This is a genomic window from Hymenobacter sublimis (assembly GCF_023101345.1).
GTDB lineage: Bacteria > Bacteroidota > Bacteroidia > Cytophagales > Hymenobacteraceae > Hymenobacter > Hymenobacter sublimis.
Window position 1 is genome coordinate 4496277 of record NZ_CP095848.1, and the last position, 25498, is coordinate 4521774.

General features: G+C 58.5%; 21 protein-coding genes. 6 read left to right on the forward strand and 15 right to left on the reverse strand.

Translation table 11 applies throughout. The annotated features are described in order from the left end of the window. Positions 1–92: 92 nt before the first annotated feature. Positions 93–356: a hypothetical protein gene (locus MWH26_RS18840; protein WP_247975474.1), complete on the reverse strand. Its 264-nt coding sequence runs from the start codon at positions 354–356 to the stop codon at positions 93–95. Between the two features lie 200 nt (positions 357–556). Here MWH26_RS18840 and MWH26_RS18845 point away from each other — a divergent pair, with 200 nt between their 5' ends. Both MWH26_RS18845 and MWH26_RS18850 read left to right on the forward strand, forming a co-directional pair. Next, entirely contained in the window at positions 557–1930 is a 1374-nt protein-coding gene (locus tag MWH26_RS18845; RefSeq protein ID WP_247975475.1) for an FAD-dependent oxidoreductase, read from the forward strand. A gap of 341 nt (positions 1931–2271) precedes the next feature. Further along, entirely contained in the window at positions 2272–3006 is a 735-nt protein-coding gene (locus MWH26_RS18850) for a LytR/AlgR family response regulator transcription factor (protein WP_247975476.1), read from the forward strand. A gap of 102 nt (positions 3007–3108) precedes the next feature. Here the strand turns inward: MWH26_RS18850 and MWH26_RS18855 are convergent, their stop codons facing one another. From MWH26_RS18855 to rpoN, 3 genes are all read right to left on the reverse strand, one after another. Continuing rightward, positions 3109–6705 (reverse strand): PAS domain S-box protein, encoded by a 3597-nt coding sequence (locus tag MWH26_RS18855; protein ID WP_247975477.1) that lies wholly within the window; start codon positions 6703–6705, stop codon positions 3109–3111. A 115-nt stretch (positions 6706–6820) separates the two neighbouring features. Beyond that, positions 6821–7450 carry a hypothetical protein gene (locus MWH26_RS18860; protein WP_247975478.1) on the reverse strand — a complete coding sequence of 210 codons (630 nt, stop codon included), beginning with the start codon at positions 7448–7450 and terminating at the stop codon, positions 6821–6823. Between the two features lie 142 nt (positions 7451–7592). Further along, complete coding sequence (rpoN, locus tag MWH26_RS18865; protein WP_244694429.1) at positions 7593–9182, reverse strand: RNA polymerase factor sigma-54; 1590 nt, start codon at positions 9180–9182, stop codon at positions 7593–7595. A 282-nt stretch (positions 9183–9464) separates the two neighbouring features. Between rpoN and asnS the strand changes: the two genes are divergently transcribed. Next, positions 9465–10871, forward strand: coding sequence for an asparagine--tRNA ligase (asnS, locus tag MWH26_RS18870; protein ID WP_247975480.1), 1407 nt, complete (start codon positions 9465–9467; stop codon positions 10869–10871). Positions 10872–10975: 104 nt separating this feature from the next. Here asnS and MWH26_RS18875 read toward each other — a convergent pair whose 3' ends face one another. From MWH26_RS18875 to MWH26_RS18900, 6 genes are all read right to left on the reverse strand, one after another. Continuing rightward, on the reverse strand, positions 10976–12277 hold the full coding sequence (locus MWH26_RS18875; protein WP_247975481.1) for an alginate O-acetyltransferase AlgX-related protein: 1302 nt from the start codon (positions 12275–12277) through the stop codon (positions 10976–10978). 52 nt (positions 12278–12329) lie between these two features. Beyond that, positions 12330–13757: an MBOAT family O-acyltransferase gene (locus tag MWH26_RS18880; RefSeq protein WP_247975482.1), complete on the reverse strand. Its 1428-nt coding sequence runs from the start codon at positions 13755–13757 to the stop codon at positions 12330–12332. Between the two features lie 138 nt (positions 13758–13895). Next, positions 13896–14147 carry a hypothetical protein gene (locus MWH26_RS18885; protein ID WP_244694436.1) on the reverse strand — a complete coding sequence of 84 codons (252 nt, stop codon included), beginning with the start codon at positions 14145–14147 and terminating at the stop codon, positions 13896–13898. A gap of 59 nt (positions 14148–14206) precedes the next feature. Next, positions 14207–14449, reverse strand: a complete 243-nt coding sequence (locus tag MWH26_RS18890) for a hypothetical protein (RefSeq protein ID WP_244694437.1) — start codon at positions 14447–14449, stop codon at positions 14207–14209. A 156-nt stretch (positions 14450–14605) separates the two neighbouring features. Beyond that, positions 14606–15064, reverse strand: coding sequence for a hypothetical protein (locus MWH26_RS18895; RefSeq protein ID WP_247975483.1), 459 nt, complete (start codon positions 15062–15064; stop codon positions 14606–14608). 202 nt (positions 15065–15266) lie between these two features. Then, positions 15267–15998: a hypothetical protein gene (locus MWH26_RS18900; protein ID WP_244694440.1), complete on the reverse strand. Its 732-nt coding sequence runs from the start codon at positions 15996–15998 to the stop codon at positions 15267–15269. A 261-nt stretch (positions 15999–16259) separates the two neighbouring features. On the opposite strand from MWH26_RS18900, the gene uvrA reads away from it, so the two are divergent. Beyond that, positions 16260–19400 carry an excinuclease ABC subunit UvrA gene (uvrA, locus tag MWH26_RS18905; RefSeq protein WP_247975484.1) on the forward strand — a complete coding sequence of 1047 codons (3141 nt, stop codon included), beginning with the start codon at positions 16260–16262 and terminating at the stop codon, positions 19398–19400. A 161-nt stretch (positions 19401–19561) separates the two neighbouring features. On the opposite strand, the gene MWH26_RS18910 is transcribed toward uvrA, so the two are convergent. From MWH26_RS18910 to MWH26_RS18920, 3 genes are all read right to left on the reverse strand, one after another. Further along, positions 19562–20215: a DUF4142 domain-containing protein gene (locus tag MWH26_RS18910; protein WP_244694442.1), complete on the reverse strand. Its 654-nt coding sequence runs from the start codon at positions 20213–20215 to the stop codon at positions 19562–19564. A gap of 67 nt (positions 20216–20282) precedes the next feature. Next, on the reverse strand, positions 20283–20522 hold the full coding sequence (locus tag MWH26_RS18915; RefSeq protein ID WP_244694443.1) for a hypothetical protein: 240 nt from the start codon (positions 20520–20522) through the stop codon (positions 20283–20285). Positions 20523–20558: 36 nt separating this feature from the next. After that, a complete protein-coding gene (locus MWH26_RS18920; protein ID WP_247975485.1) occupies positions 20559–21137 on the reverse strand; it encodes a DUF4142 domain-containing protein in 579 nt (192 codons plus the stop codon). Positions 21138–21295: 158 nt separating this feature from the next. On the opposite strand from MWH26_RS18920, the gene MWH26_RS18925 reads away from it, so the two are divergent. Further along, on the forward strand, positions 21296–22153 hold the full coding sequence (locus tag MWH26_RS18925; protein ID WP_247975486.1) for a hypothetical protein: 858 nt from the start codon (positions 21296–21298) through the stop codon (positions 22151–22153). 53 nt (positions 22154–22206) lie between these two features. On the opposite strand, the gene MWH26_RS18930 is transcribed toward MWH26_RS18925, so the two are convergent. Both MWH26_RS18930 and queA read right to left on the reverse strand, forming a co-directional pair. After that, the gene (locus MWH26_RS18930) at positions 22207–22911 is read right to left on the reverse strand and encodes a 2-C-methyl-D-erythritol 4-phosphate cytidylyltransferase (protein WP_247975487.1); all 705 of its coding nucleotides are present in this window, start codon (positions 22909–22911) and stop codon (positions 22207–22209) included. A 107-nt stretch (positions 22912–23018) separates the two neighbouring features. Continuing rightward, positions 23019–24068 (reverse strand): tRNA preQ1(34) S-adenosylmethionine ribosyltransferase-isomerase QueA, encoded by a 1050-nt coding sequence (gene queA, locus MWH26_RS18935; protein ID WP_247975488.1) that lies wholly within the window; start codon positions 24066–24068, stop codon positions 23019–23021. A 141-nt stretch (positions 24069–24209) separates the two neighbouring features. On the opposite strand from queA, the gene MWH26_RS18940 reads away from it, so the two are divergent. Beyond that, positions 24210–25469 (forward strand): ABC transporter permease, encoded by a 1260-nt coding sequence (locus MWH26_RS18940; RefSeq protein ID WP_247975489.1) that lies wholly within the window; start codon positions 24210–24212, stop codon positions 25467–25469. The last annotated feature ends 29 nt before the right edge of the window (positions 25470–25498 follow it).

Genomic DNA, 25498 nt, shown 5'->3' on the forward strand with positions numbered 1-25498 from the left:
TGATAACCTTGTAGTTGTTGTTTTTGCACAATTGTATTCCAGCATTGTTATACCCCACTTTAATGAGGCCTGATTAAAGCCTGATTCTAAGCTTAGTACCGTAAATCAGTTGGGCCGTACAGAAAAGGGCAGTCCTCGTCGCCAATGGCATAGTCGCCGAGGCGCAACACCGGTGGCTTTTGTGGGGTAGTATCTACGGAGCGGGTGAGTGGCTTGCGGGGGCCAACACCGCCGGGCTCGGTGCCGGTGCGCGCAGCCGCGTTTCGGACCAGGCGAATGTAGCGGGGCGTTGCCGGCCGATGATGGTAGCAGACTGCCCCAGTCAACAGGCGAGAGGTAGCAGGTTTGGCTGGCATGGTGTCCGTGTTAATGAATATTAAATCGTTTAATAATTCAAAGGAAGCGAGCTTGCCGGCCCCGATTTTCCCTCTCCCGTTCAACCCTGGTATTCTGCCCGTTCAACCCCCTTGGATTCTCGGCCAATCGATACCAGCAGAATCGGTTACTTTCGTTTGTCTATCCGCTCCTTCCTGTTCCGCTTACTCCTGTGCGCCCCATGGCCGAATTTGCATCTACTGCCCCTGAAACTGAAACCCTTACCGTAATGGGCGGCGGCTTGGTCGGCTCTCTGCTGGCGCTTTATCTGGCCCAGCACGGGCACTCGGTGGAGATGTTCGAGCGGCGGCCCGACATCCGGCGGGCCGGGCCCGTGGAGGCTCGCTCCATTAACCTGGCCCTTTCCGACCGGGGGTGGCGGGCCCTGGAAGGGGTAGGCATTGCCGAGTCGGTGCGGGATGTGGCGGTGGCCATGCACGGGCGCATCATGCACAGCGTGCAGGGCCAGCTCACGTACCAGCCCTACGGGCAGGAAGGCCAATCAATCTATTCGGTGTCGCGGGCGGGCCTCAACCGCCGCATGTTGGACCTAGTAGAGCAGAACCCGCGCATTCGGGTGGCCTTTAACCAGCAGTGCCAGCGCGTTGACTTACGCCAGCAAACCATGGATGTACTCGATACGGAGCTAAACCAGAGCCGGACCGTTTCTTTTCGTCGTCTGTTTGGGGTCGACGGCGCCTACTCGGCCGTGCGGGCCGCCCTGCAGCGCACGGACCGCTTCAACTACTCCCAGCACTACCTCGACTACGGCTACAAGGAGCTGACCATTGCGGCGGCGCCCGGGGGCAGCTGGGCCCTAGAAAAGCACGCCCTGCACATCTGGCCCCGCGGGCAGTACATGATGATTGCCCTGCCCAACCTTGACGGCTCGTTTAACTGCACGCTGTTTTTCCCGTTTGAAGGCCCCGCTTCCTTTGCTGCCTTGCAAACGCCCGCGCAGGTGCGCGCCTTTTTCGAGCAAGAATTTCCTGATGCCGTGCCGCTGATGCCGGAGTTGGAAACCGAATTCTTCGACAACCCAACCAGTTCCCTGGTAACTGTGCGCTGCTACCCCTGGACCTACCACGATGACGTACTGCTGCTGGGCGATGCGGCCCACGCCATTGTGCCGTTTTATGGGCAAGGCATGAATGCCGGCTTCGAAGACTGCACCGTGCTGCACGAACTGCTCGCCCGGCATGGCCACGACTGGAACGCCATTTTTCAGGAGTTTCAGCAGGTGCGCAAGCCCAACGCCGACGCCATGGCCGACCTAGCCGTGTACAATTTCGAGGAGATGCGCGACCGGGTGGCCGACCCGCGGTTTCTGCTCCAGAAAAAAATCGAGAGCAAAATTTCCGCCCAGTATCCCAGCAAGTGGCTACCGCTGTACTCGCAGGTAACCTTTTCCCACCTGCCTTACGCCGAGGCCTGGGCCAACGGCCAGCAACAGGAGCAGATCATGCAGCGGCTCATGCCCCATATTCAGTCAGAAGAGGACTACCAGCGGCCCGAGGTGCAGGCTTTGGTGGCGGCGGAGATGGAGCGCCGCTAGCATGAGATTGAATAAACACAGGATTCTGACTCCCTGCCGGCAATCCAAATCATTGGACAATTCGTTGGTAGGGGCAGCCCAATCCGGGAAAATACGGTAGTAGGTTGGACAAGCTGAACCGGTACAACGGCTTCTAAAGGCTCTTTTGCCCCTTACCTAACTCCTGGTGTGTCCAAGAATGAGATAATAGGACAGAAGAAATACAATTAATTTGATTGACTACTCGAAGTAGAGTAGTTTAGCTATTCAAAACAGCACCGAACCGCTTGTCTGACAGGTACATCTTGCGTGTCAATGGGTAGGGAGGTGGTACACGCTCTGGTTTCCTTTCCCCGCTCCTTATGGCTACTGCCCCCGTTCTGACCTGTGCTATTATTGATGACGAAGAAATCAATCGGCTGACGCTGGAGCACTACATTTCCCTCACCGATTCGCTGCAACTCGTTACTTCTCTGGACGATGCGTTGCAGGGCCTAAACTACTTCCGGGCCGGTAATCGGGTCGATGTGCTCTTTCTTGACATTCAGATGCCCCAGCTTAACGGCCTGGATTTGCTGCGCGTGCTCTCCGATCCGCCCATCGTCATCCTGACAACGGCCCACGAGGACTTCGCCGTTGATGCCTTTGACCTGCGCGTGACCGACTACCTGGTGAAGCCCTTTGATTACGCCCGCTTCAGCCGGGCCGTGCAGCGGGCTCTGCAGCAGCACACTGCCCCGGTGCCCGCCGCTGTCAGCCCCGTAGCCGCTCCCACGCCCCCCGACAACGACTTGTTCGTGAAGGTCAACAACAAGATGGTGCGTATTAACTTCGACGAGGTGCTCTACATTGAAGCCCTCTCGGACTACGTTATTATCGTCACGGACAAGCAGAAGTACATTGTGTACACCACCATGAAGGCCCTGGATGCTCGGCTGCCCTTCGACCACTTCGTGCGCGTGCACCGCTCCTACATCCTGAACATGCGCCGGATTGAGGCCATTGAGGACGGGGCCGCCGTAGTACCGGGCGGGCACCACGTACCCATTGGAAAATCCTATCAGGAAGCCTTTTTCCGCAAGCTGAACCGTATTTAATACTTTTCGGCTTCCCTTCTGAACCTGAAAGCGTCAAGCGGGCTACTTTCCCACAACAGTTGGAAAAGTAGCCCGCTTGACGCTTTTAAGCAGTACTATTTCTTACTCTATATGGGCGTTGCCGAGCTGCTCCACGGCGACTTCCAGCAAATCCGCAAGTTGCTCAGCAAGGCCTGGGAGCAGCTCAGGGGTAGCCAGGACAGGCGCGTTGGGCCTAGACAGCGGCTCCAGCGTGGCTACTAGCTCCTGGGCGGCCTCAATGCCCAGCAACTGCAAAGACGGCCGCAGCTTGTGCACTACGGCACCCACGGCCGGCCAATTGGCGGCGGCCCCGGCCTCCCGCAGTTGGGTTACGGCAGCCGGCGTGTGGGTCCGGAAGGAGCCGACTATTTTCTGCATGAAAATGGTGCTGCCGTGGGCCGTATCGCGCAGGCGGGTGAGGTCAAACAGCGGGGCCGTAACTTCTGATGGCGTCTCGGTTGCGGATTCGGCCAGTACCGGTGCGGCCGCCGCAGGGGGCGCCGGCTGCTCTTCCAGCACCGCCACCGAAACGGGCCGCAGGTTAATTTCCAGCTTACGGAATAAATCGTCCTCTTCGAAAGGCTTCGAAAGGTAGTCTAGCCCGGCGGCCCGGTACGTCTCGTTGTCGGAGCGCATTACGTTGGCTGTGAGGGCAATAACGGGGGTAGAGGCGCGCAGCCGGTCGGGGTGCTGGCGCAGGCGGTGGGTTACGTCGAGGCCGCTCATGCCGGGCATCTGAATGTCCATGAGCACCACATCGTAGAGGCGAGCCTCCAACTGGTCCAGGGCTTCGTTGCCATCGGAGGCCACGTGGGTTTCCACTTCCCAGCCTTCCAGAATCAGCGTGGCTAACTGCTGGTTTACTGGGTGGTCTTCTACCAGCAGCACACGTTTGCCACGCAGCTTGCCGTAGTCGGGCGGGGGTAGGCGGGTGGGCTCGGGCAGGGCGTGCTGGGCGCGAGGCAAGGTCAGGGACAGGAAAAACGAGCTGCCTTTGTCCAGTTCGCTTTCCACCCGCATCTGCCCGCCTAGCTGCTGCACCAGGCTGCGGCTGATGGTCAGGCCCAGGCCCGTACCGCCAAAGCGGCGCGAAATATCGGCGTAGGCCTGCGAAAAACTCTCGAAAATGGTGTCCTGCTTGTCTGGCGAAATACCGATGCCCGTATCCCGCACTTCAAACTCCAGGGTTAGCTCCGCCGGGGTTTCGTGCAGCAGGCGGGAGGTAAGGGCTACCTCGCCGCGGGTTGTGAACTTTACGGCGTTGCTGAGCAGGTTAAGCAGGATCTGATTGATGCGGCCCGGGTCGCCGATAACGACGGGGTGCGGTAGCGGCAGCAGCTCCAGCCGGAAGCCAATGCCCTTTTCCTCGGCCCGAAACGCCAGGCTCTGCACCGCATCCTGAATCGACTGGTTGATATCGAAGGCCAACTGCTCCAACTCCAGCTTGCCGGCCTCAATTTTGGCCACGTCCAGCACGTCGTTGATAACGGTGAGCAGGTGGCGGCCCGAGTTGCGCAGAATGCGCAGGTGCTCCTGCTGGGCGGGGTCGAGTGGGGTTTTGGCCAGCAGCCCAGCCATACCCAGGATGCCGTTAATGGGCGTACGAATTTCGTGGCTCATGTTGGCCAGGAAGTTTTCCTTGGCTCGCGCCGTATTCTCGGCTTCCTCCTTGGCGCGCAGCAACTCCTGCTCGGCCTGAATTCGCTCAGTTATTTCTTGGCCGTAGGCAATAACGTAGGGCAGCTCGCCGGGCTCCTCTACACGATAATTGTTGTAAATCAGGTGGTGGGGGCGGCCGTCGGCGCCGTGCAAGGTCATTAGGCCCATGAGTTCCTGCTGCTGGCGGGCCTGCTCCAGGTACAGTTCCAGGTTGGGGTGCAGCTCGGGCTTTAGCACGTGGTGCAGGGTGCGGCCCACTAGCAGCTCCGGCACCACGCCCACCAGCTGAGCCGCCGCCGGATTCACGGACAGCAGCACGCCCTCCAGGTCATGGGTGCAGATCAGGGCCTGGGAGTAGTGCATCAGGTCGCGGTACTGCTTGGCCGTGCGCTCCAGGGTGGTGCCGGCCTGCTTTATCTCCGTGATGTCGGTGCTCACGCCCATGACGTTCAGGCTGCCATCGGCCCGGGGCAGGGGCCGAATAACGGTTTGGAACCACCGAACCGCTCCACTGAGCTGGGTAAAGGAGCTTTCGTAGGCTATTTCCTGGCCCGTTTTCAGCACTTGCCGGATGCTCTGCTCGTGAGCCCAATTCTCGGTAGCCACCGGGTCTTCGGGGCTGGCTGAGCTGGTAACGCGGTGGCGGCCGGTGCGCATCAGGTCCTCGAAGGCCTGGTTAGAAAACTGCGTTTTTCCGTCCGCATCGCACACCCAAATAATAATAGGAGTGGTATTAACTACCTGCTGCACAAAGTTTTGCTGCTCCTGCAGGCGGGCCTCGCTACGCCGTACTTTTTCCTCGGCTTCGTGGCGCTCCGTGATGTCAAGCCCGTAGCCGATGACCATGCGCAATTCTCCTTCCGGGCCAAAGACGGGCTGCATATGGCGCAACGATAAGCGCTGGCCCTCAGGCGTATCCAGGGTTTCTTCCCAGGCCATGGCCCCGCGCTGCTGAATGGCCCGCTCGAAAATAGCTCGCCGTTGGTAAGCTAGCTCCAGGGGGCGCTGCCGGTACTCAAAGTACTCAAAGTCGTTGTGCCCGATAATCCATTCGCGTAGTGCCGCATCCCGGATGGCCGAGGGGTTCACGAAGCGGTACCGTTGCTCGGCATCGAGAACGGCCACGTCGGCGGGCAGCTGGTTAAGGACCGTTTCGTAGAACTCCTGCTGCTCCACCAGGCGCTTTTCGGCATCCTTTACCTGGGTAATATCAGTGAAGTAGAGGTTCACGTACTGGTCGTGCACGAAGGGTACAATGGCCAGTTGAAAGCAGTGGTCGGCAAAGCCAATTTCGGCCTGGGTAGGCACGCCCGCCGCCAGGGCCTGGGTAGCTGCTTGGTATAGGTTCTGCGAGAAGGCCGGTTCCTCCCGCGGGTCCATGTACTCTTGTCGCAGCTCTTCGGCGGCGGGGTTGGCGTACAGCACGCGCCCGTTGGCGTGTAGGCGCAGCACGGGGTTGGGGTTCTGGCCCGGAATCCGCGACAGGGAATTCAGGTACTGCTCGGCGCGACGAGCCTGGGTTACGTCGCGGAAGGAAAGCATGTAGCCCGCCGGCACTAGGTCATCCTGGCCGCTGAGCGGAATAAAGTCCATTTCTAGCACCGTGCTGTCGGCCAGTTCCAGGTCTTCGCCCAGTACCCGCTGATTAACGGCGCGCATGGCCTCCAGGCGCTGGTGCATAGCCTCGGGCCGGGCTGCCTGGTTAATCAGGGCTTCCAGCAAGGGCTCCGCGGGCTGCTCCTGCATGCCCGGCGAGGCGTCTTCCAGCCCGAACAAGTCGCAGAACTCCTGATTTAGCAGCACTACTTTGCCATTCTGGTGGGCCACCAGCACCGCTACCCGCAGGTTCTGGGTGAGACGGGTGATGCTGCCCGTCAGGCGGCCGACAACCCGTTGGGTAGCCGTTAGGTGGCGGCGCAATGACTGCACCTGCCGCTCGGCCGCCAGCCGTTCCCGCCGCTCCTGGGCCAACTGCTCAGCCAGAGTACCCGCGTCAATAGTTGAATCAGAGGAAGACATAAAAATCGGCGGAATCAGGCAGCAACCCCAAAGGCGCTGACCAGTGGCTGGTAAGGTAGTAGGGCCGACCAGGGAGAATGCCGGTTGGTATAGGAAAGATAGGAATGATTCTGGGCTAGCCCAAGGCCAGCCCCGCACTTACGCCCAGCACCAGCCCGGCCCCCAAGGCTAGGCCAGCCCACACCTGGGCTTCGGTGTGGGCATTGAGAGCCAGCCGGGCGCTACCCACGGCCCCGGCCGCCAGAATAGTACCAGCCAGCCACCACGCAGTAGGCCCACCGTCGGCCCCACTCAGGTGCAGCACTGCCAGCAGCCCGGCGGCCCCGCCCATACCCACGCCGTGGGCCGATATCTTCCAGCGTAGCGTAATCAGGAAGGTAAGCAGCACGGCTACCGTCATGCCGGTCATCATGCGGGGTAGCAGCGGATCGAACAGGCCCGGCCGGTGCAGCAGCCAAGCCGCTGCCCCGAAGCTGCTGGCAGCCAGCAGCAAAGGCCACGCCCGCTGTTCCCGCTCGGGCATCTGCAAGGAATCAACCAGCCCAAACTTAATGAGTACCACTGTGCCTAGGGAGGGTAGCACAAACGTGAAGCCCCACACCACGGCCAGCACCAGCCACCGGTCGGGCAGGGGCGGCAGCATCACTACCTCCGGCAGCTGGTAGCAGACGATGTAGAACAGGTAAAACGGCACCAGCAGCGGATGAAACACCGCCGACAGGGCCGTGGCAAAACCACGCGTCACGAATAGGCAGAGCTAGGGCAGAAGCAAACGAAGGTACAATGGCCGGCGGTTACAGGGCAGCGGCCCAGCTACCCCGTAAAACCAAACGAGCCCCGTAGCTACGCTAACAGGGGCTCGTTTGGTTTGCCGGACGGCAGGCGGCTTACAGTTCCTTCCGCAGGCGGGCCACCGGAATGTTCAGCTGCTCGCGGTACTTGGCCACCGTGCGGCGGGCAATGTTGTAGCCACGGGCGTTGAGCATTTTCTCCAGCTTGTCATCGGAGAGGGGCTTGTTTTTCTGCTCGCCCTCAATGATTTCCTTCAGGATGTGCTTTACTTCCCGGCTGGAGGCATCCTCGCCCGAGTCGGTGGCAATGCCTTCGGAGAAGAAGTACTTGAGTGGATAAATGCCGAATTCGGTCTGGACCGATTTGGAGTTGGCGACTCGGCTCACGGTGCTGATGTCCATGCCAATTTCCTGGGCTATGTCCTTCAGAATCATGGGGCGGAGCTTGCTCTCGTCGCCCTCGGCGAAGAACTCGCTTTGGTAGCGCACAATGGCGTCCATGGTGCGCAGCAGGGTGTTCTGGCGCTGCCGAATGGCGTCAATAAACCACTTGGCCGAATCCAGCTTCTGCTTCACGAAGGTCACGGCTTCCTTCATCTTCTTGTCCTTCTTCGAGGCCTTGTCGTAAGCCCGGAACATATCCGTGTAGGCCGGCGACACGCGCAGGTCGGGGGCGTTGCGCGAGTTCAAAGTCAGGTTGAACTGCCCGTTGTCGTGGGTCAGAATGAAGTCGGGGATGATGTACTGCACCTTGCCCATGCCCACTGGTCCGGTACCGCCGGGCTTGGGGTTGAGCTTGAGAATCAGGGCAATGGCTTCCTTAAGCTCGTCGTCTTCCAGGTCCAGCTTCTGCTGAATGCGGGGATAGTGCTTCTTGGTAAATTCGTCGAAGGTTTCGTTCAGGATTTGCTCGGCGTGCTCCGTGGCCTCGTCCTGGGGGCGGCGCTCCAGCTGCAGCAGCAAACACTCCTGCAGGTCGCGGGCCCCAATGCCGGGCGGGTCAAACGACTGGATAACGTGCAGCACGCCCTCAATTTCCGGCACCGTGGCCTCGATGTTCTGGGAAAATGCCAGGTCGTTGGCAATGGCCGACAAGTCGCGGCGGATGTAGCCGTCCCCGTCGATAGAGCCAATCAGCTGGCGGCCAATGGCTTCCTGTTTCTCGTCGAGGTTGGCAAAGCCTAGTTGGTCCAGCAGGTTGTCCATCAGGGAGCCGCTGGTATCGGCCAGGGGCATTTCCCGGTCGTCCTCGTCCTCGCCCGGGCCATCGCCCTGCATCTTGTAGCCCGCTATTTCGTCGTCGTGAAGGTAGTCGCTTAGGTCCAGGTCGTCGTTGTCCGCTGATTCCTTGTTATCGGCGGGCTCCTCCTTGGTAGGCAGCTCTATTTCGGGTTGCTCTTCGCTCTGGCCGCTGTCAAAATCCTCGTCGAGGGTATTATCCGGGTTATCAAACTCCGCGTCGGGGTCGTTGTCGAAGTCCTCGTCCGAGTCGCTGGAGTCGTCACGGTCCTGGTCCTCAAACTCATCTTCGGGCTCGTCGCCTTCTTCCAGGGCCGGATTCACTTCCAGCTCTTCCTTGATGCGGGCCTCTAGCTCTGCCGTCGGGATTTGCAGGAGCTTAATAAATTGAATCTGTTGGGGGCTCAGCTTCTGCGAGAGAAGCTGTTTCATGTCCAGTCGTTGCATACTCCAAAAACGCGTACGCCCCGCCGGTTTGGAAACGGGGTGGTTAGGCCAAATATAGCCCTTTCTGTACTGGAGTTGGGGCGAAAATGTTGGCTTTCCTTGTTGGCTTGGACGACGCAAAGTGCCGCTGCCGTACCAGGGGTAGGGCGCCGGCGGCTGGCGGTTTCGGGCAGGAGAGGGGCTGCGCTTTGTTCTGATCAACAAATAGCGGTTTTCGCGCCCCTGAAAACTTCTACCTTTGCCGTTCTTAGTGATTTACCTTTTCAGAAGAACAACCTCCCGATGTCCGACCTCCGAAAAACCAGCGTGCAGGAGCTGCTCCGCAGCACCGACCTGGACCGTGAAGTGCTGGTGAAAGGCTGGGTACGCACCCGCCGCGGCAACAAATACGTGCAGTTCATTGCCGTGAATGACGGCTCCGGCTTTAATTCCATTCAGGTGGTGGCTAATGCCGAGCAGTTTCCGGAGGAAAAGCTAAAGGCGGACGGGGTAGAAAACGGGGCCGCGGTGCAGGTACGCGGTAAGCTGGTAGCCTCGCAGGGCAAAGGCCAAACCGTAGAAATTCAAGCTTCGGAAATTACGGTGTACGGCTCGGCCGACACGACTACCTACCCCCTGCAGAAGAAGGGGCACTCCCTGGAGTTCCTGCGCGAAATTGCCCATTTGCGCCCCCGCACGAACACGTTCGGGGCGGTGCTGCGCATTCGGCACGCCATGGCGTTTGCCGTGCACAACTACTTCAACAGCAAAGGCTTCTACTACGTCCATACGCCCATCGTAACCGGCTCCGACGCCGAGGGCGCGGGCCAGATGTTCCGCGTGACTACCCTGCCCGACCAAAACCCACCTCTAACGGAGGACAGGTCGGCGGTGGATTACAAGCAGGACTTTTTCGGTAAGCAAACCAACCTCACGGTTTCCGGGCAGCTGGAGGCCGAGGTAGCGGCCATGGCCCTGGGCAAGGTGTACACGTTCGGTCCCACATTCCGGGCCGAAAACTCCAACACGGCCCGCCATCTGGCTGAGTTCTGGATGATTGAGCCCGAAGTGGCCTTCAACGACCTGCAGGACAACATGGACCTAGCCGAGGACTTCCTCAAGAGCCTAGTGCGCTACGCCCTGGAGCATTGCCAGGACGACCTGCAGTTCCTCAACGAGCAGTACGACAAGGAGTTGCTGAGCCGCCTGCAGTTTGTGGTCGACAATGATTTCCAGCGCCTTACCTACACCGAGGCCGTGGAAATTCTGAAAGTTGCCAAGCAGAAGTTCGAGTTTCCCGTGGATTGGGGCACCGATTTGCAGAGCGAGCATGAGCGCTATCTGGTGGAGAAGCACTTCAAAAAGCCGGTTATCCTGACGGACTACCCCAAGGACATCAAGGCCTTCTACATGAAGCTCAACGACGACGACAAAACCGTGCGAGCCATGGACGTGCTGTTCCCCGGCATCGGCGAAATCATCGGCGGCTCCCAGCGCGAGGAGGACCTGACCAAACTGCAGGCTCGCATGGCCGCCATGCACGTGCCTGAGCACGAACTGTGGTGGTACCTGGAGTTGCGCAAGTACGGCACCGCTCCCCACGCCGGCTTCGGCCTGGGCTTCGAGCGCCTCATCCTGTTCATTACCGGCATGGCCAACATCCGCGACGTCATTCCCTTCCCCCGCTTCCCCAAAAGCGCAGAATTTTAATCACTGACGTAGCCGGATTTTCCGGATTGCACGGATTTGTATAAGACAAACGGCAGCCTCAGATGGGGCTGCCGTTTGCGTGCTGGCCGTTTTGCGACGCTTGGTTATTGCAGTAGTTGCCGCTCGTAGAGGTCCTGGGCTTTAGCGCGGATGCGTTGCTGAAAGCCTTCGAGGTCCTTGGTTTGCTCTTCCCAGGAAGCCTCGCGGGTTAGCTTCTGCGCGAGTTGGTCAATAGCTGCCTGGTCGGTGGCCGTAAGCGGATGGTACAGGCGGTACACTTGGTCGGTGAAGCCGTATTCCCGGTCCTTCAGGTTGTGTTCAGTGAACAGGAGGATGACGAAGCGGCGGCTTTCTAGCTGTTGCTGCAGGTTGAGTTTGGCTACTCGCTCGCCCGTATCGTGGTAGGTGCTGTCGGGCAGGTGCACCTCGTTGTTGTAATACCAGAAGCGGGTATCCTCGGAAAACTCGCGCTGGATGTAGGGGCTAAACTGCATCAGGCCCCAGGTGAAACTGTCGCCGATAAACAAGGCCGAAGGACGGGTTTGGCCGGCTTGCGGGGGTAGGAACGCCAAGCGCCGGTAAGCCAGCGGAGTTGCCTCGCGCTGCCACAGTAAGTTCAGGGGCCAGCCCAGATCATTATCCGTAGCTAGAAGCGAGTCGGAGGAGCTGATGATGCGGGGCGAGCCTACAGTGCGCACCTGCGGAAAGCGCAGGCCGCCCAGCTGCTCCAGATGCCGCAGCAGCGTGTCGGCGGCTAGGGTGGCGCCGTACCCGCTCCAGTGCGTGCCGGCCCGCGGGAAAAGAGGGTAGGGCTTAGTGGTTTTCCAGCGGGCAAATACGGGCACCAGATCCAGCAGGGCCAGACTATCGGCGCGCATGGCCCGCGTGAACAGGTCGTAGTTGGTGAGGATGCCGGGAGCGGGCCGTAGGCGGAGCGGGAGGTCTTCGGGCTGAAAACGAGCCTTGTTAGGCGCCAGCACGAATAGGAGTTTGACGCCGCGCCGGGCCAGTTCCTGCTGCACTATGCGGAGGCGTCGCACCCGGAAGCGTACTTCGGCCTCGTCCAGCAGGTCTTGGCCGGCATAGGTTGCAATGGGGCCGGGCTGGAACAATACTTCGTGCTCGCCCACCGTCAGGTCGGTGAGGCCGGCTACCCGGAACAACGAGAAAGAAAGCTGATTGTGCAGCCGGATTGCCAGGGTGCGGAAGCCCAGGCGGTCTTCTACGTACCGCCCCAAGGCTTCTTGGTAGGCGGTGCTTTGTAGGCCTTCCCAGCTAAACTCGGGGTGCGGGGCCCGGGTGAAAGCGCCCGCCAGCTCCCCTTCCGGATAGAAGCGCAGCCGCGCTTGCAAGGCGGGCAACAGCAGTAGGAGCACCAGCAGCCCGAGCAGAAGTCTCTTGAACAACGTCGTCACAGAAAAGGAATAGCGCTTTACAAGGAAGGCTAACGAAAGAGAGCTAAAAGCGGAAGTAGATAAAGGGGTTAAACGAGCTGCCCACGATGTAGCCCATGCTCAGCAGCAGCAACAAAGCAGTTACCGCCGTGATGCCCGCGGCCGCCCGCACGGAGAAATGAGACGCCGCCAGCGTACGTATTTCCCAGCGCTCAATGCGGGGCAAGGCGGCCATAAAGGAGAAGACGGCCGCCAGGACTAGCGTAAACCAGAACTCGCGGGTGTAGTAGGGCAGAGCTGCGGTAATATTGACTCCCAGGCCCAGCATGCGGCTGACGTAGGCCAGCGCACCAGCCAGGGTCTCGGCCCGAAACAGCACCCAGCCTACTACCGTGATAACAAAAGTGGGTAGGATGCTCAGGGCGCCGAGCTTGCGGTAAAGCCGTAGTAAAAAAAGCCGATCTAGAACCAGAAACAGGCCGTGGTACGCCCCCCAGGCAATGAAGTTCCAGGCCGCCCCGTGCCAGAAGCCCGACAAAATAAACACCGTCCAGAGGTTCACGTAGAGCCGGGCCGGCTTCACGCGGTTGCCGCCCAGCGGAATGTAGAGGTAGTCGCGCATCCAGCGACCCAGCGTGATGTGCCAGCGCTGCCAAAACTCGGTGATGCTGCGCGAGATGTACGGATTATTGAAGTTTTCCGGGAACTGAAAGCCCATCAGTCGCCCCAGCCCGATGGCCATATCGGAGTAGCCCGAAAAGTCGAAGTAAATCTGGAACGTGTACGCTACGGCCCCGAGCCAGGCCTGAGCTACCGGCAGCTCAGCGGGCGACAGGCTAAAAATAGCATCCGCCTGTTCGCCCAGTACGTTGGCTATCAGTACCTTCTTGGCTAGGCCAATCATGAAGCGGAACAGGCCAGCCAACTTTTGATCAACGGTATCAAAGGCGGTGCGGTCCGTCAGCTGATCGGCTATTTCGTGAAAACGGACAATGGGCCCAGCTATCATTTTGGGAAACAGCATGATGTAGAGCATGAAGTCCCAGAAGCTCCGCAGCGGCTTATTCACGCCACGGTACACGTCGATGGTGTACGTGAGCTTTTCGAAGGTAAAAAACGAAATGCCAATAGGTAGTACCACCTTTTCCCAGGTGAGTGGGGAACTGCCCGCTGCTTCGCCCAGGGCACTCACGTTTTCGAGAAAGAAGTTAGCGTACTTAAAGTAAAAGAGCATGGCCACGTTCAGGACAATGCTCAGAATCAAGTAAATGCGCTTCTGCCAGTTCTGGGCCTTGTCCATGAACCGGATCAACACGAAGTTGATAACCACGGAAGCCAGAAATAAGGCGAGGAAGTTAAGCCCGCCCCAGGCATAGAATAATAAGCTGGCTACCAGTGCCACCACGTTCTTAAACCGGGCTGGAGCCAGGAAATAGAGTAGCAGAAAACCCGGTAGAAAATAGAATAGAAACAGCGTACTGCTAAAAACCATGCGCGGCAACGTAAGAATTCAGCACAAGGTAGCAAGCCCGCCAGTATTCTGGAAAGCGCCCGCGAGTTAGGTTTACAAGCTCCTCGCTGGCGAAGCGCCAGTGCACAAGGGCTTTGGAAGGTAGCGGGGTTAGCAGTATTAGCAGTAGTTGCGCAGCTCTTTATCGTCGACTGCTACTAGGGCGTCCAGGCGCAGCTCAAAGCCATCGGCCAGCCGCAGGTATTCCACTTTGTCGCGGATAAATAAATCCTGGATGGTGCCGTGGTAGGTGCTAGGAGGCGTGTCGGGCTGGGTGCGGTAGGTGAGGCTGCAGACTTGGCCGGTGGTTGCCCGGGCTTCCAGTTCATCGTAGAAGGAGCAGCTGATGGGGCGGTACGTGGAGTTGGACATTGGAGGGTGGAAAAAGTGCGTTTCTCACCTACGAAAAACCACCGCCCATAGATGGGGCGCTAAGCGGCTAGTCGGTGCCCATTTACGGATATCAACCAGTCAAGACGCAGCTCGCACCCGTTGGCCAAGCACAGGTAATCAACCTGACCACGCCGCAGTACCCCCAGCAACACTCCCCGCACGCAAAACTCGGCGGAAGTGCCCGGGGTGCGGTACACCAGCAGGCACCGCCGGCCTTCCCCAATCAGCGCTTGCAGCTCAAGGGGCAGACCGCGGTGAAATAGATGTTGGGTCGTAGGCATAGCGACCTGAACGGATTGAACTATAAAAAGATGCGGCCAGGTAGTAAGAGTATGTTAAGAAAAAACTACTGTCTGGATTACTCACAATTTATAACAAAGCCCCCAGCTTACTCTAGTAGGAAGCTGGGGGTAGTATGTAGCTGGGGTTGAGATGTCTTAGTGTTTGCCTTTGCCGTGGCTCTTGCCATTGCCGCCGGGACCACCATAGCCCAGCTTTTTGGCCTGGCCGGGCGGCAAGCCCTTGCCGCTTTCCAGACGTTTCACCTGGCCTGGGGGCAGGCTGGCTGGGTACTGCTGCCGGTGCCGGCCAATCTGGGTCCAGGGCTGAGCGCCTACGTAGTCGATAACCACGGGGTGGAAGGAGCTAGGCGAATAGCCGCTGACGGTAGCTACCCGAGCCCAGCGGCCGTCCCGCTGCACAAGGTAGCGCTGGTCGCGCAGGTCGTAGTAGCCGCCTACTTCCGGAATGTAGTAGTACTGGGTGCCTGCTGGAGCGGCCGGCCCCCAGGAAGGCGGGTTCACGTTGATGGTAACCTGAGCCTGGGCCGAATGGGTGAGCCCGGACAATGAAAGAGCCAACAGGCCCGATAAAGCGACTTTAGGGAGCAGTTTCATGGCTGAATAGGTAGGTGAAATGATGGGAACAAGAAACTAGTGGCAAGAACGGGGCCAAACGAAACAAGGCGTAGGAGCCCGCCTGCATAGTGTCGAGCTTACGGCAGGAGGTAGGCTTGTGTTAAAGCAGTAAGCTCCTAAACCGAAAAAGGCCTTCTGCTAGTAGCAGAAGGCCTTTTTGAGAGCGGTAACCTAAGAACTCTTACATGCCGCGGCCACGTCCCCGGCCTCCGGTGTAACCACCTGGGCTTGGTTGGCTACCTTGCTGAACGCCTGGGTTGCTGGGGCTACTGATGCTACCCTGGCCGTTACGGTCGTAAGCACCGCGGTTGTCGTTGCGGCCGTAGTAGCCGCCCGGGTTCTGGTTGGAGCGGTTATCGTCGCGGCGACCATCGTAACGGCCGTCATAGCCGCCACCGTAATTGCCGCGGTAGTCTCGGCTGTCCCGGTAATTACCGCGGGCGTAGCCGCCTTGGTTGTAAGGGCGGTTATCGTAGTAGCCGCCCGGACCGTAGTTTGGGCGCGGCGCTACCACGTAGCCGTGGCCGGGCCAGTTCGAGCCGTAGTAGCGGCCGGGCTGCACGCCCCACCGGTCGCAGTAGGCGCGGTGGTCGCGCAGATAGCCCCAGGGCTGCCGGCCCACGTACTGCACCACCACCGGGTGGAAGAAGCGCGGATCATAGCCGGCGTAGGCGCGCGGTAGCACCGGCGAGCTAACCCACGCCCCATACACCGGGTCGAAGAACAGGTACGACTGCGTGTACAAGTCGTAGTAGCCATCAATTTCCGGGAGGTAGTAGTACTGCACGTTCGGTCCTACGGCGGGGCCCCAGGCCGGAACCTGCACATTGATCTGCACCTGCGCCTGCGCGCGGCTGCTGTAGAGTAGCAGTCCGAGGGCCAGCACCAAGCCTGATTTAAACAACGTTTTCATATAGAAGGAAAGCAAAAGGGAGAGGCTGGACGTAAGGCAAAAGCCGCACCATAATTTGCGAGTTAGACGGAAATGCGCCCCTAGGTTTAAAAGAAGTTTAAGGCTGGTCGGGACATTTCCCCGGCAGTGCGTGTTGTAGCCCATCTGCCCGTTGTTCAGCCCTTACCTCACTCCGCTATTATGCTTGGCAAATAAGCTATTCGGGGTAGCCGTTGGGGCCTGATTTGCGTACCTTTGCAGACTTATTCGCTTCGCTGCTGCATGGCTAAAAAAACAACTGCCGCTTCCGTTTCTTCTCCTGCTGATAAATCTGCCGCCCCAACTGCCAAAGCCACTCGACCGGCCAAAGCGACGAAGCAGGCCGCAGCGGCTCCGGCTATTATCCCAGCCAAACCAAAGAAGATCCCACGCTCCACTGCTGCTGCCGTGGCCGATAACGCTAATCAGCATACTACCGCTGCCGTGCAGGCCGTACCTCGCTTGGGAGAAGTAGCGGAGGCCGTGGCAGAAAGCCGGGTAACCGGCCAGCTTACCGGCCCCGCCGACCTGGAAGCGCCTTACATTGAGGTGTATGGGGCCCGGGAGCACAACCTCAAGAATGTATCCATTCAGATTCCGCGCGGGCGGCTGGTGGTGTTTACCGGCATTTCAGGCTCGGGCAAGTCGTCGCTTGCTTTCGATACGATTTATGCCGAGGGTCAGCGCCGCTACATGGAGACGTTTTCGGCCTACGCCCGCTCGTTTATGGGCGGCCTGGAGCGGCCCGACGTGGACAAGATTGAGGGCCTGTCGCCGGTTATCAGCATCGAGCAGAAAACCACCTCGCGCAACCCCCGCTCCACCGTGGGCACCATCACCGAGATTTACGACTTTCTGCGCCTGCTCTACGCCCGCACCGCCGAGGCGTTCAGCTACGCCACGGGCCAGAAGATGATCCGGCAGTCGGACGACCAGATTATCAATTATATCCTAAAAGAGTACGACGGCCGCAAGCTTATTGTGTTGGCGCCGGTAGTAAAGGGCCGCAAAGGTCACTACCGGGAGCTGTTTCAGCAGATTGCCAAGCTGGGCTTTACTAAAGTGCGTGTCGATGGGGAGCTGCTTGACATCACGCCCAAGATGCAGGTGGACCGTTACAAAATCCACGACATCGAAATCGTAATTGACCGGCTGGTGGTGAAGGAGGAAGACCGGTTCCGCCTCTCCGGTTCGGTGCAGAATGCCTTGACCCAGGGCAAGGGCACCATGCTCGTGCTCGACCCCGACAAGAAGAAGGACAACACCCAGTTCTTCTCCCGCTTCCTCATGGACCCGGCCACCGGCATTGCCTACGACGACCCGGCGCCCAACACTTTCTCCTTCAACTCACCCTACGGTGCTTGCCCTACCTGCAACGGCCTGGGCGAGGTGCAGGAAATAACCGAGGACTCGGTGATGCCGGATAAGAAGCTGAGCATCAGTCGGGGCGGTATTGCGCCTCTGGGTGAGTACCGCGACATCTGGATTTTTCAGCAGCTCAGTCTCATTGTCAAGAAGAACAAGGCCAGCCTGAGCACGCCCATCGAGAAGCTGCCCGCGGAGCTGGTGGAGCGCCTGCTTCACGGCGTGCCCGAGGATGAGGACGCCGACCCGAAAAAAGCGAATTACACGGAGCCCTTCGAGGGCATTATTCCCTTCCTGCGCCGGCAGATGGAGTCCGATTCGGAAAACATCCGGGAGTGGATTCAGCAGTACACCCAGGCCCAGGAGTGCCCGGAGTGCCACGGCTACCGTCTCAAAAAGGAAAGCCTGCACTTCAAACTCGATAACAAGCACATCGGCGAGCTGTCGGTGATGGACCTGAACGAGCTGGCTGGTTGGTTTGAAGGTGTGGAAACCCGCCTGTCGGAGCGTCAGAACCTAATTGCCCGGGAGCTGCTCAAGGAAATTCGCAAGCGCATCGGCTTCCTGCTGGAAGTGGGGCTGGACTACCTGAACCTGCACCGCTCCGTGCGTACGCTTTCGGGCGGTGAGTCGCAACGCATCCGCCTAGCCACCCAGATTGGTACCCAGCTAGTAGGTGTGCTCTATATCATGGATGAGCCCAGTATTGGCCTGCACCAGCGCGACAATGAACGGCTAATCAAGGCCTTGCAGCACCTGCGCGACCTAGGTAACTCCGTGATTGTGGTAGAGCACGACAAGGACATGATTATGCACGCCGACCACGTGCTGGATATCGGCCCCGGCGCGGGCATCCACGGCGGGCAAATTGTGGCCGAAGGCACGCCCACGGAAATTTTCAACTCTGGCTCCCTTACCTCGCAATACCTCAGCGGGCAGAAGCACATTGAGCTGCGCAAGAAGAAGCGCGCCGGTGAAGGCAATGAGCTAGTGCTGAAAGGCGCCAAGGGCCACAACCTCAAAAATGTAACCGCTAAGTTTCCGCTGGGCAAGCTCATTGCCGTGACGGGCGTATCGGGCTCGGGCAAGTCGTCGCTCATCCACGACACGTTGTACCCCATTTTGAACCAACACTTCTTTAACGCCAAGCGTGAGCCCTTACCCTACGGCACCATCGAAGGATTGGAGTTCATTGATAAAGTAATTGAGGTTGACCAGTCGCCGATTGGGCGCACGCCGCGTTCCAATCCGGCTACCTACACGGGCGTGTTTACTGAAATTCGCCAGCTGTTTTCGTCGTTGCCGGAGGCAAAAATCCGCGGGTACGGGCCGGGGCGCTTCTCCTTCAACGTGAAGGGCGGGCGCTGCGAAACCTGCGAGGGCGCTGGCATGCGCACCATCGAAATGAACTTCCTGCCCGATGTGCACGTGCCCTGCGAAACTTGCAAAGGCCGCCGCTACAACCGCGAGACGCTGGAAGTGCGCTTCAAAGGCAAATCCATCACCGATGTGCTGGACATGACGGTAGAAAAGGCCGTGGAGTTCTTCGAGTTTCAGCCCCGCATCTTGCGTAAGATACAGACCCTGAACGAGGTAGGGCTGGGCTACCTCACTCTAGGGCAGCAAGCCACTACGCTTTCGGGCGGTGAGGCTCAGCGCGTGAAGCTGGCTACGGAGCTCAGCAAAAAGGACACCGGCAAGACCTTCTACATCCTCGACGAGCCTACTACTGGCTTGCACTTCGAGGACATCAACCACCTGGCCGTAGTCCTGCACAAACTAGCCGACAAGGGCAACACCGTCCTCATCATCGAGCACAACCTCGACCTGATTAAAGTAGCCGACCACCTGATTGATATTGGGCCGGAAGGTGGGGCCGGTGGCGGTACCATTGTGGCCCAGGGCACGCCCGAGCAGGTAGCCAAATCGGGGAAGGGACACACCAGCCGTTTCCTAGCCGAGGAGCTGCGCACTAGCAAGTACGCTGAAGAAACGCCGGGTAGTAAGGATGCCGCCTGATACCAGTTTGTGGCGGGCTGGCAAAAGCTCCCTACTTCAGCGCAACCGTAAGTAGTCTGCCAGAATTTCCTACGCCTCTTATTATGAAGCTTCTGTAACCAAACAACACAAAAGGCCGCCCCGAAACCGGAGCGGCCTTTTGTGTTGCTGGAACAAATGGTTTACATGTTGCCAGCAGCCGATCCGGCGTGCTGCTTGAACATAGCCAAGTGAGCCTGTACCACGGGGGTAGTTTTGGTGATGAAGCCTTGCAGGTCAGCGTCCTGAGTCATTTGCTTGTGGGCCATCATGGTATTAACCGTTTTCTGGTGGTCCAGCAGCATTTGAGCCATGTACTTGGTTTCGAATTCCTTACCCGACAGGTTTTTCATTTGCGCGGCAATGGCTTTGTGCTCGGCGTCCATGTCGGTAGGTAGAGTCACGCCTTTTTTCTGCGCAATCGGCTTCAGGTCAGCCGTCGACTTGGTGTGGTCGGTAATCATCTGGTTGGCGTGGTCTTTCGCCATGCCCGTCACGCCTTTTTCCAGCGCCATTTTGCTGAGTTGAATTTCGTTCTGGTCGCTGTGCGCGGCCGACATCATAAACTCAGGGTCGGTGGAGTGAGGAGCCGTGGGGCCATCCGTAGCCATAGCGGCCGACGTGTCGGAGGAAGGCATGGTAGAAGCCGAGGCCATTTCTGTATCGGCGGTGTTAGCGCCCGTTGCCTCAGTACCGGTAGCGCCGCCATCGGCTGCCGCATTTTCGGTTGAGGAATTACCACAGGAGCCCAGGCTCAAGAGGCCCAGACAGGAGACGGAAAACAGAATACGTTTCATAGGAGAAGGGTTGTGAGAATGGAACAGATAAGTAGCCGAAGCTACAATTGGGCTAGCCAGCCCTCGGCTAGCGAGTAGTACCGGCGGAGTCAGCAGCCATTGCCGAATCGGCATCGGCAGTTACAGTTGGGCCGGCATTGTTATCAATAACCACCGCGTCGGCTTTTACGCCGCCTTCGTCAGCAGCTTTATCCATGTCGCTTACGGCCTCGCCGGCAGTGCCATCGGTGCGCGTTTCTGCGTTGTTGCAGCTGGCCAAGAGCAGCGCGGCGCCTAAGGTCAGGAAGGGAAGGAATCGGGTTTTCATTGGTGGTAGGAAAGAATGGAAAGAATAGGAACGGGGCTATGGCTTGAGCTTGTCTTGCAGTGTTTCTCCCGCGGTGTGTTGGTCTTTCAGGATGGGAAGCTGCCGAGCGGCCAAGGCCCGGATGTCGCCATCGTAGGCCTCTTCGCCCATATCATCATACGCCTCAGCATCTTCGTTGCTGATGCTGCCAAGCAAGTCCACGAACTTCTGGTCGAAGGCTGCACCGTTTAGGGCAGTTAGCTCGCCTACCTGCTTGCCCTGTTCCTCGCCCAGGCCAGTGGGCAGCACTAGCTCTTTCTGTTGGGCCAAGGCTTGCAGTTCCCGCAGCAGCGGGGCCGTGGTGGCCGCCAAATTTTGAGCTACGAAGCGGGTATCGGGCGAAGCGGCTTTGCGCTGGGCAATCTGGCTGATTTCCAGTAGCTGCATCTTCCGGCTGGCCGCATCCACCAGAAACTCCGCGTCGCGCAGTTGGCGCTTGGTAACGGCCTCTTCGTCAATGCGCTTTTCATTTTGAAACTTGGCGCTGAAGATGGGGTCTTTGTTGCTTTCACCCGATGAGCAGGCTGCTGTCAGGAGCAGAAGCAACGGCGCAAAGAACCGGGTAGGAAACAACATAGGATCAGTTAATTGGAAGGGGGTGCTGGGCTATACGCGCAGCAGTGGTTCAGGTTTGGATTACCATTTCGGAAAAAAGTTCCCCGTCTGATTAAACTATCTTTTATTGTGGAGCTCTAACCGCCGAAAACTTCTACCCACCACTACTTCATCTTCCCATGAAAACTCATGTACTGCGCACTTTAGGTGTCACTGCCGTTGTGGGCGCTGCTTTGCTCTCCGCCGCCTGCACCAAAAATGCCGATCCGCAGGCTGCCACGGAAGTGGCCGTATCTGCTGAAGACCAGAGCCTCGCGGAAGATGAAAACGCTACCGTTGCTGACCTAGTAGAAGCCGGGTCCCCAACGGATGCTAGCGTAACAGGAAGCCCCGCGGCCGAGTCCGCCGACCTAGCCCGAATAGCCGGGGCCTGCTTTACCCGCACATATGAGGCGGCTACCCGCACGCTCACCCTCGACTTCGGACCAACGAATTGCGTGGGTTCCAATGGAGTAGCGCGCCGGGGTAAAATCGTGGCCGTGTTCAGTGGCCCGTACCGGCAGGCAGGCGCCACCGTAACCATTACGCTAGTAAACTATCACCGCAACGATAATCTGCACACTGGCACCCGCACCATTACCAACTTAGGGAGTGGCTCCTGGAAGCTAGAGGTCCAGAACGCTAGTGTCACCACGGCCGCGGGTACGCATTCCTGGGTTGCCCAGCGCCAGTACACCCGTACCGCCGGCTTCGGCACCCGCACCATCCTCGACGACGAGTACACCGTGACAGGCCAGGCCAGCGGCACGAACCGTAAAAACGTGAGCTATACCGCTACCATCGAGCAGCCTTTGCTTAAGAAGATTCAGGCTGGCTGCGCCCGCACGTTCGTGGCTGGAACCGTCCGGATCAAGACTGCCAAGGAAAAGGAACTGCTACTGAACTACGACCCCACGGGCACCCAAGCCTGCGACAACTTCGCCTCTATTACCATCAACGGTGCCACCCGCACCATTCGCGTAGGCCGCGGCTTGTAGGCTGTAAGCAAGGGGGTGGGGTTGGTTGCCGGCGTGTTCTGACTGCCTTCTCGCTACGTAGGGAAGGTAGTCAGAATGGCCTCGGCAACCAGCAGATCTTCCGGAGTCGTGATTTTCAGGTTGCGGTAGTCACCTTCCACCAAGTGAATGGGGTGCAGGTCTTCAACTACGCTGGCGTCGTCCGTGAAAGTGGAAAGCTCGGGCAATTGGTAGGCCCGGCGTAGCAACTCAATTTCAAAGCACTGAGGCGTTTGTACTAGCCGCAGCCGTGACCGGTTTAGGGCGTAGGAGCCTTGCTGACTCAAGTTCCGAACGGAGTCCTTGGGCACCACTGCCGCTACCGCCGCGCCATGGTTGTAGGCCGCTTGGTACGTAGCTTCGATGACGCTAGCTGGGGTAAGTGGCCGGACGCCATCGTGCACGGCTACTACTCCCGCGGGGTGAGCGGCCAGGGCGGCCAACCCATTGCGCACGGAAGCCCACCGGGTAGCGCCCCCTATCACTACCGTATGGGGCAGGGTTATGGCGTACTGCGCGCACAACTGTTGCCAGGCTTCCAACTGATCCGGCGGCAGCACCAGAATGCATTCCTGCACGCGTAAGGCTGGCTCGGCGAAGCGGCGCAGGGTATGCAACAGCACTGGCTCGCCGGCCAGGGGCAGGAACTGCTTGGGCCGGTCGGTGCCCATGCGCGTGCCGCTACCGCCCGCCACGAGAATAACAAACCGGGAAACAGAGGACGACGCAGCAGCTGACATAAGCAAACGGATTGAAGGGAAAGACGCGGGCAAAAATAAAAGTCCGGCCGTTTAAAAACGGCCGGACTTCCAAGAATATAGGCAGCCTGTTGACGGGCTGAATTAGCTTAGAGAATCAGCATGGCGTCGCCGTAGCTGAAAAACTTATACTTCTCCTTAATAGCCAGTTGGTAGGCTTCAATTAGAAGCTCGTGACCAGCAAAGGCGGAAGCCATCATCATCAACGTGCTTTCCGGCGTGTGGAAGTTGGTCAGCAGAGCGTTGGAGATTTTGAACTCGTAGGGAGGGAAAATAAACTTGTCGGTCCAGCCCTCAGTAGGCTTCAGGCGGGCGTGAGCCGACACCGACGATTCCATGGCACGCATGGAGGTAGTACCGATGGCGCATACCCGCTTTTTAGCGTCCAGGGCCCGGTTTACTACCGTTGCGGAGTCAGCCGGCACAATGAAGTTCTCCGAGTCCATTTTGTGCTTGGTCAGGTCCTCTACGTCTACCGGCCGGAACGTGCCCAAACCTACGTGCAGGGTTACTGGTACCACGTCTACTCCTTTGATTTCCAGGCGCTTCATTACCTCGCGCGTGAAGTGCAGGCCGGCCGAAGGGGCGGCCACGGCACCTGTGTGCTTGGCATAAATCGTCTGGTACCGCTCCTTATCAGCGGCCTCGGTTTCGCGGGAAATAAACTCCTTCGGAATGGGAGTTTCGCCCAAATCGTGCAGAGCCTTGTAGAACTCCTCGTCGGAGCCATCAAACAGGAATTTGATAGTACGGCCCCGGGAGGTCGTGTTATCAATTACCTCCGCTACCATATCCGACTCGCCGAAGTAGAGCTTGTTGCCTACCCGAATCTTACGGGCGGGATCCACGAGCACATCCCACAGGTGAATTTCCTTGTTTAGCTCCCGCAGCAGAAACACTTCAATCTGAGCGCCAGTCTTTTCTTTGTTACCATAGAGGCGGGCCGGAAATACTTTCGTGTCGTTGACCACGAACACGTCGCCGTCGTTGAAATACTCGATGATGTCCTTGAACACGCGGTGCTCAATCTTGCCGCTGTCGCGGTGCAGCACCATCAGGCGCGACTCGTCGCGGTTCTTGGCAGGGTGCTGCGCCAGCAGGCTTTCGGGCAAGTCAAATTTGAACTCAGACAGTTTCATGGGCCAGACAGGGCAGTAGGAGGGTAACCTAGTGTAAAAAATCGAACCGCAAAAGTACGTATTACCGCCGGATTAATCCTTACTTTTCGCCTGAAATCTGCTTATTGCCCCTGCTACGTCCCTCGCTGAACCCCCTTCCGCATGAAAGCGCTGCGTTTGACCCTGGAGAGTTTTCGCTTTGCGTGGCAAGCCCTGAAAGCCAACCTCCTCCGTACTATTCTCTCGCTGCTGGGCGTGACGGTAGGCATCTTTGCCATTATTGCCGTATTCACGGTTGTTGACTCCCTGGAAGCCAACGTGCGCCAAAGCATGAGCTTTGTGGGCGATAAGGTGATTTATGTAAATAAGTGGCCCTGGGTGTTTGAGCGAGATTTTGCCTGGTGGAAATACTTCAAGCGGCCGGTACCCACGGTACGCGAGTTTCGGGAGTTGCAGCGCAACCTGGGGCCTAACAACAACGGCATTGCCATTTTCGCTAATACCAGCGGCAACCTGTTTCAGGCGGCCAATAACAGCATGGAAGGCTGCAACCTGCAGGGGGTGAGCTTTGATTTTCGCCAGGTATCGGACGTGCCAGTAGTGCAAGGCCGCTACTTCACTTCCCAGGAAATAGACGCCTCCCGCAACGTAGCCATTATTGGGGCTGACATAGCCGAAAACCTGTTCCCAAACGGTTCGGCACTGGGGCAGGAGTTTAAAACCCGTGGCCAAAAGTTTGTGGTGATTGGGGTGATGCAGAAAGAAGGCAAGAAGCTGCTGGACACTCCCAGCAACGACACCAACTGTCTGATTCCCTTCGGGATGTTTACCAAGATGTTTGCCTTGAGCACCAACGGCATGGGCGGCGTATCGCCCACTATTGCCGTGAAGGGCACCGACGAGGACCCCGGCTTGCTGGACCTAGAGTATGAGCTAAAGGGCACCATGCGGAACATCCGGGGGTTAAAACCCCGCGACGAGGACAACTTTGCGCTGAACCGCCCCGAAATGCTGGCCAATGCCATTACGCAGCTGTTCTCCGTGATTGGCATTGCCGGAGCGGTTATCGGCTCCTTTGCCATGCTCGTGGGTGGCTTTGGCATTGCCAACATCATGTTCGTGTCCGTGAAAGAGCGCACCAACATCATCGGCATTCAGAAGTCATTGGGGGCCAAAAACTACTTTATCCTGTTTCAGTTTTTGTTTGAGGCCGTGTTTCTGTGCCTGTTGGGCGGAGCCGCCGGTATTTTCCTGGTGTGGTTAATTGCTTTCATTCCGCAGGATGCCTTGCCGCTGTTCCTATCTTGGGGCAATATTTCCTTGGGCCTCACCGTGTCGGTGGTAATTGGTGTCCTAGCCGGTATCATTCCGGCCGTGCTGGCTGCTAACCTCGATCCAGTTATTGCCATTCGGGCGAAGTAGGAAAGAAGACGAGAAGGTAAGCAGTAACT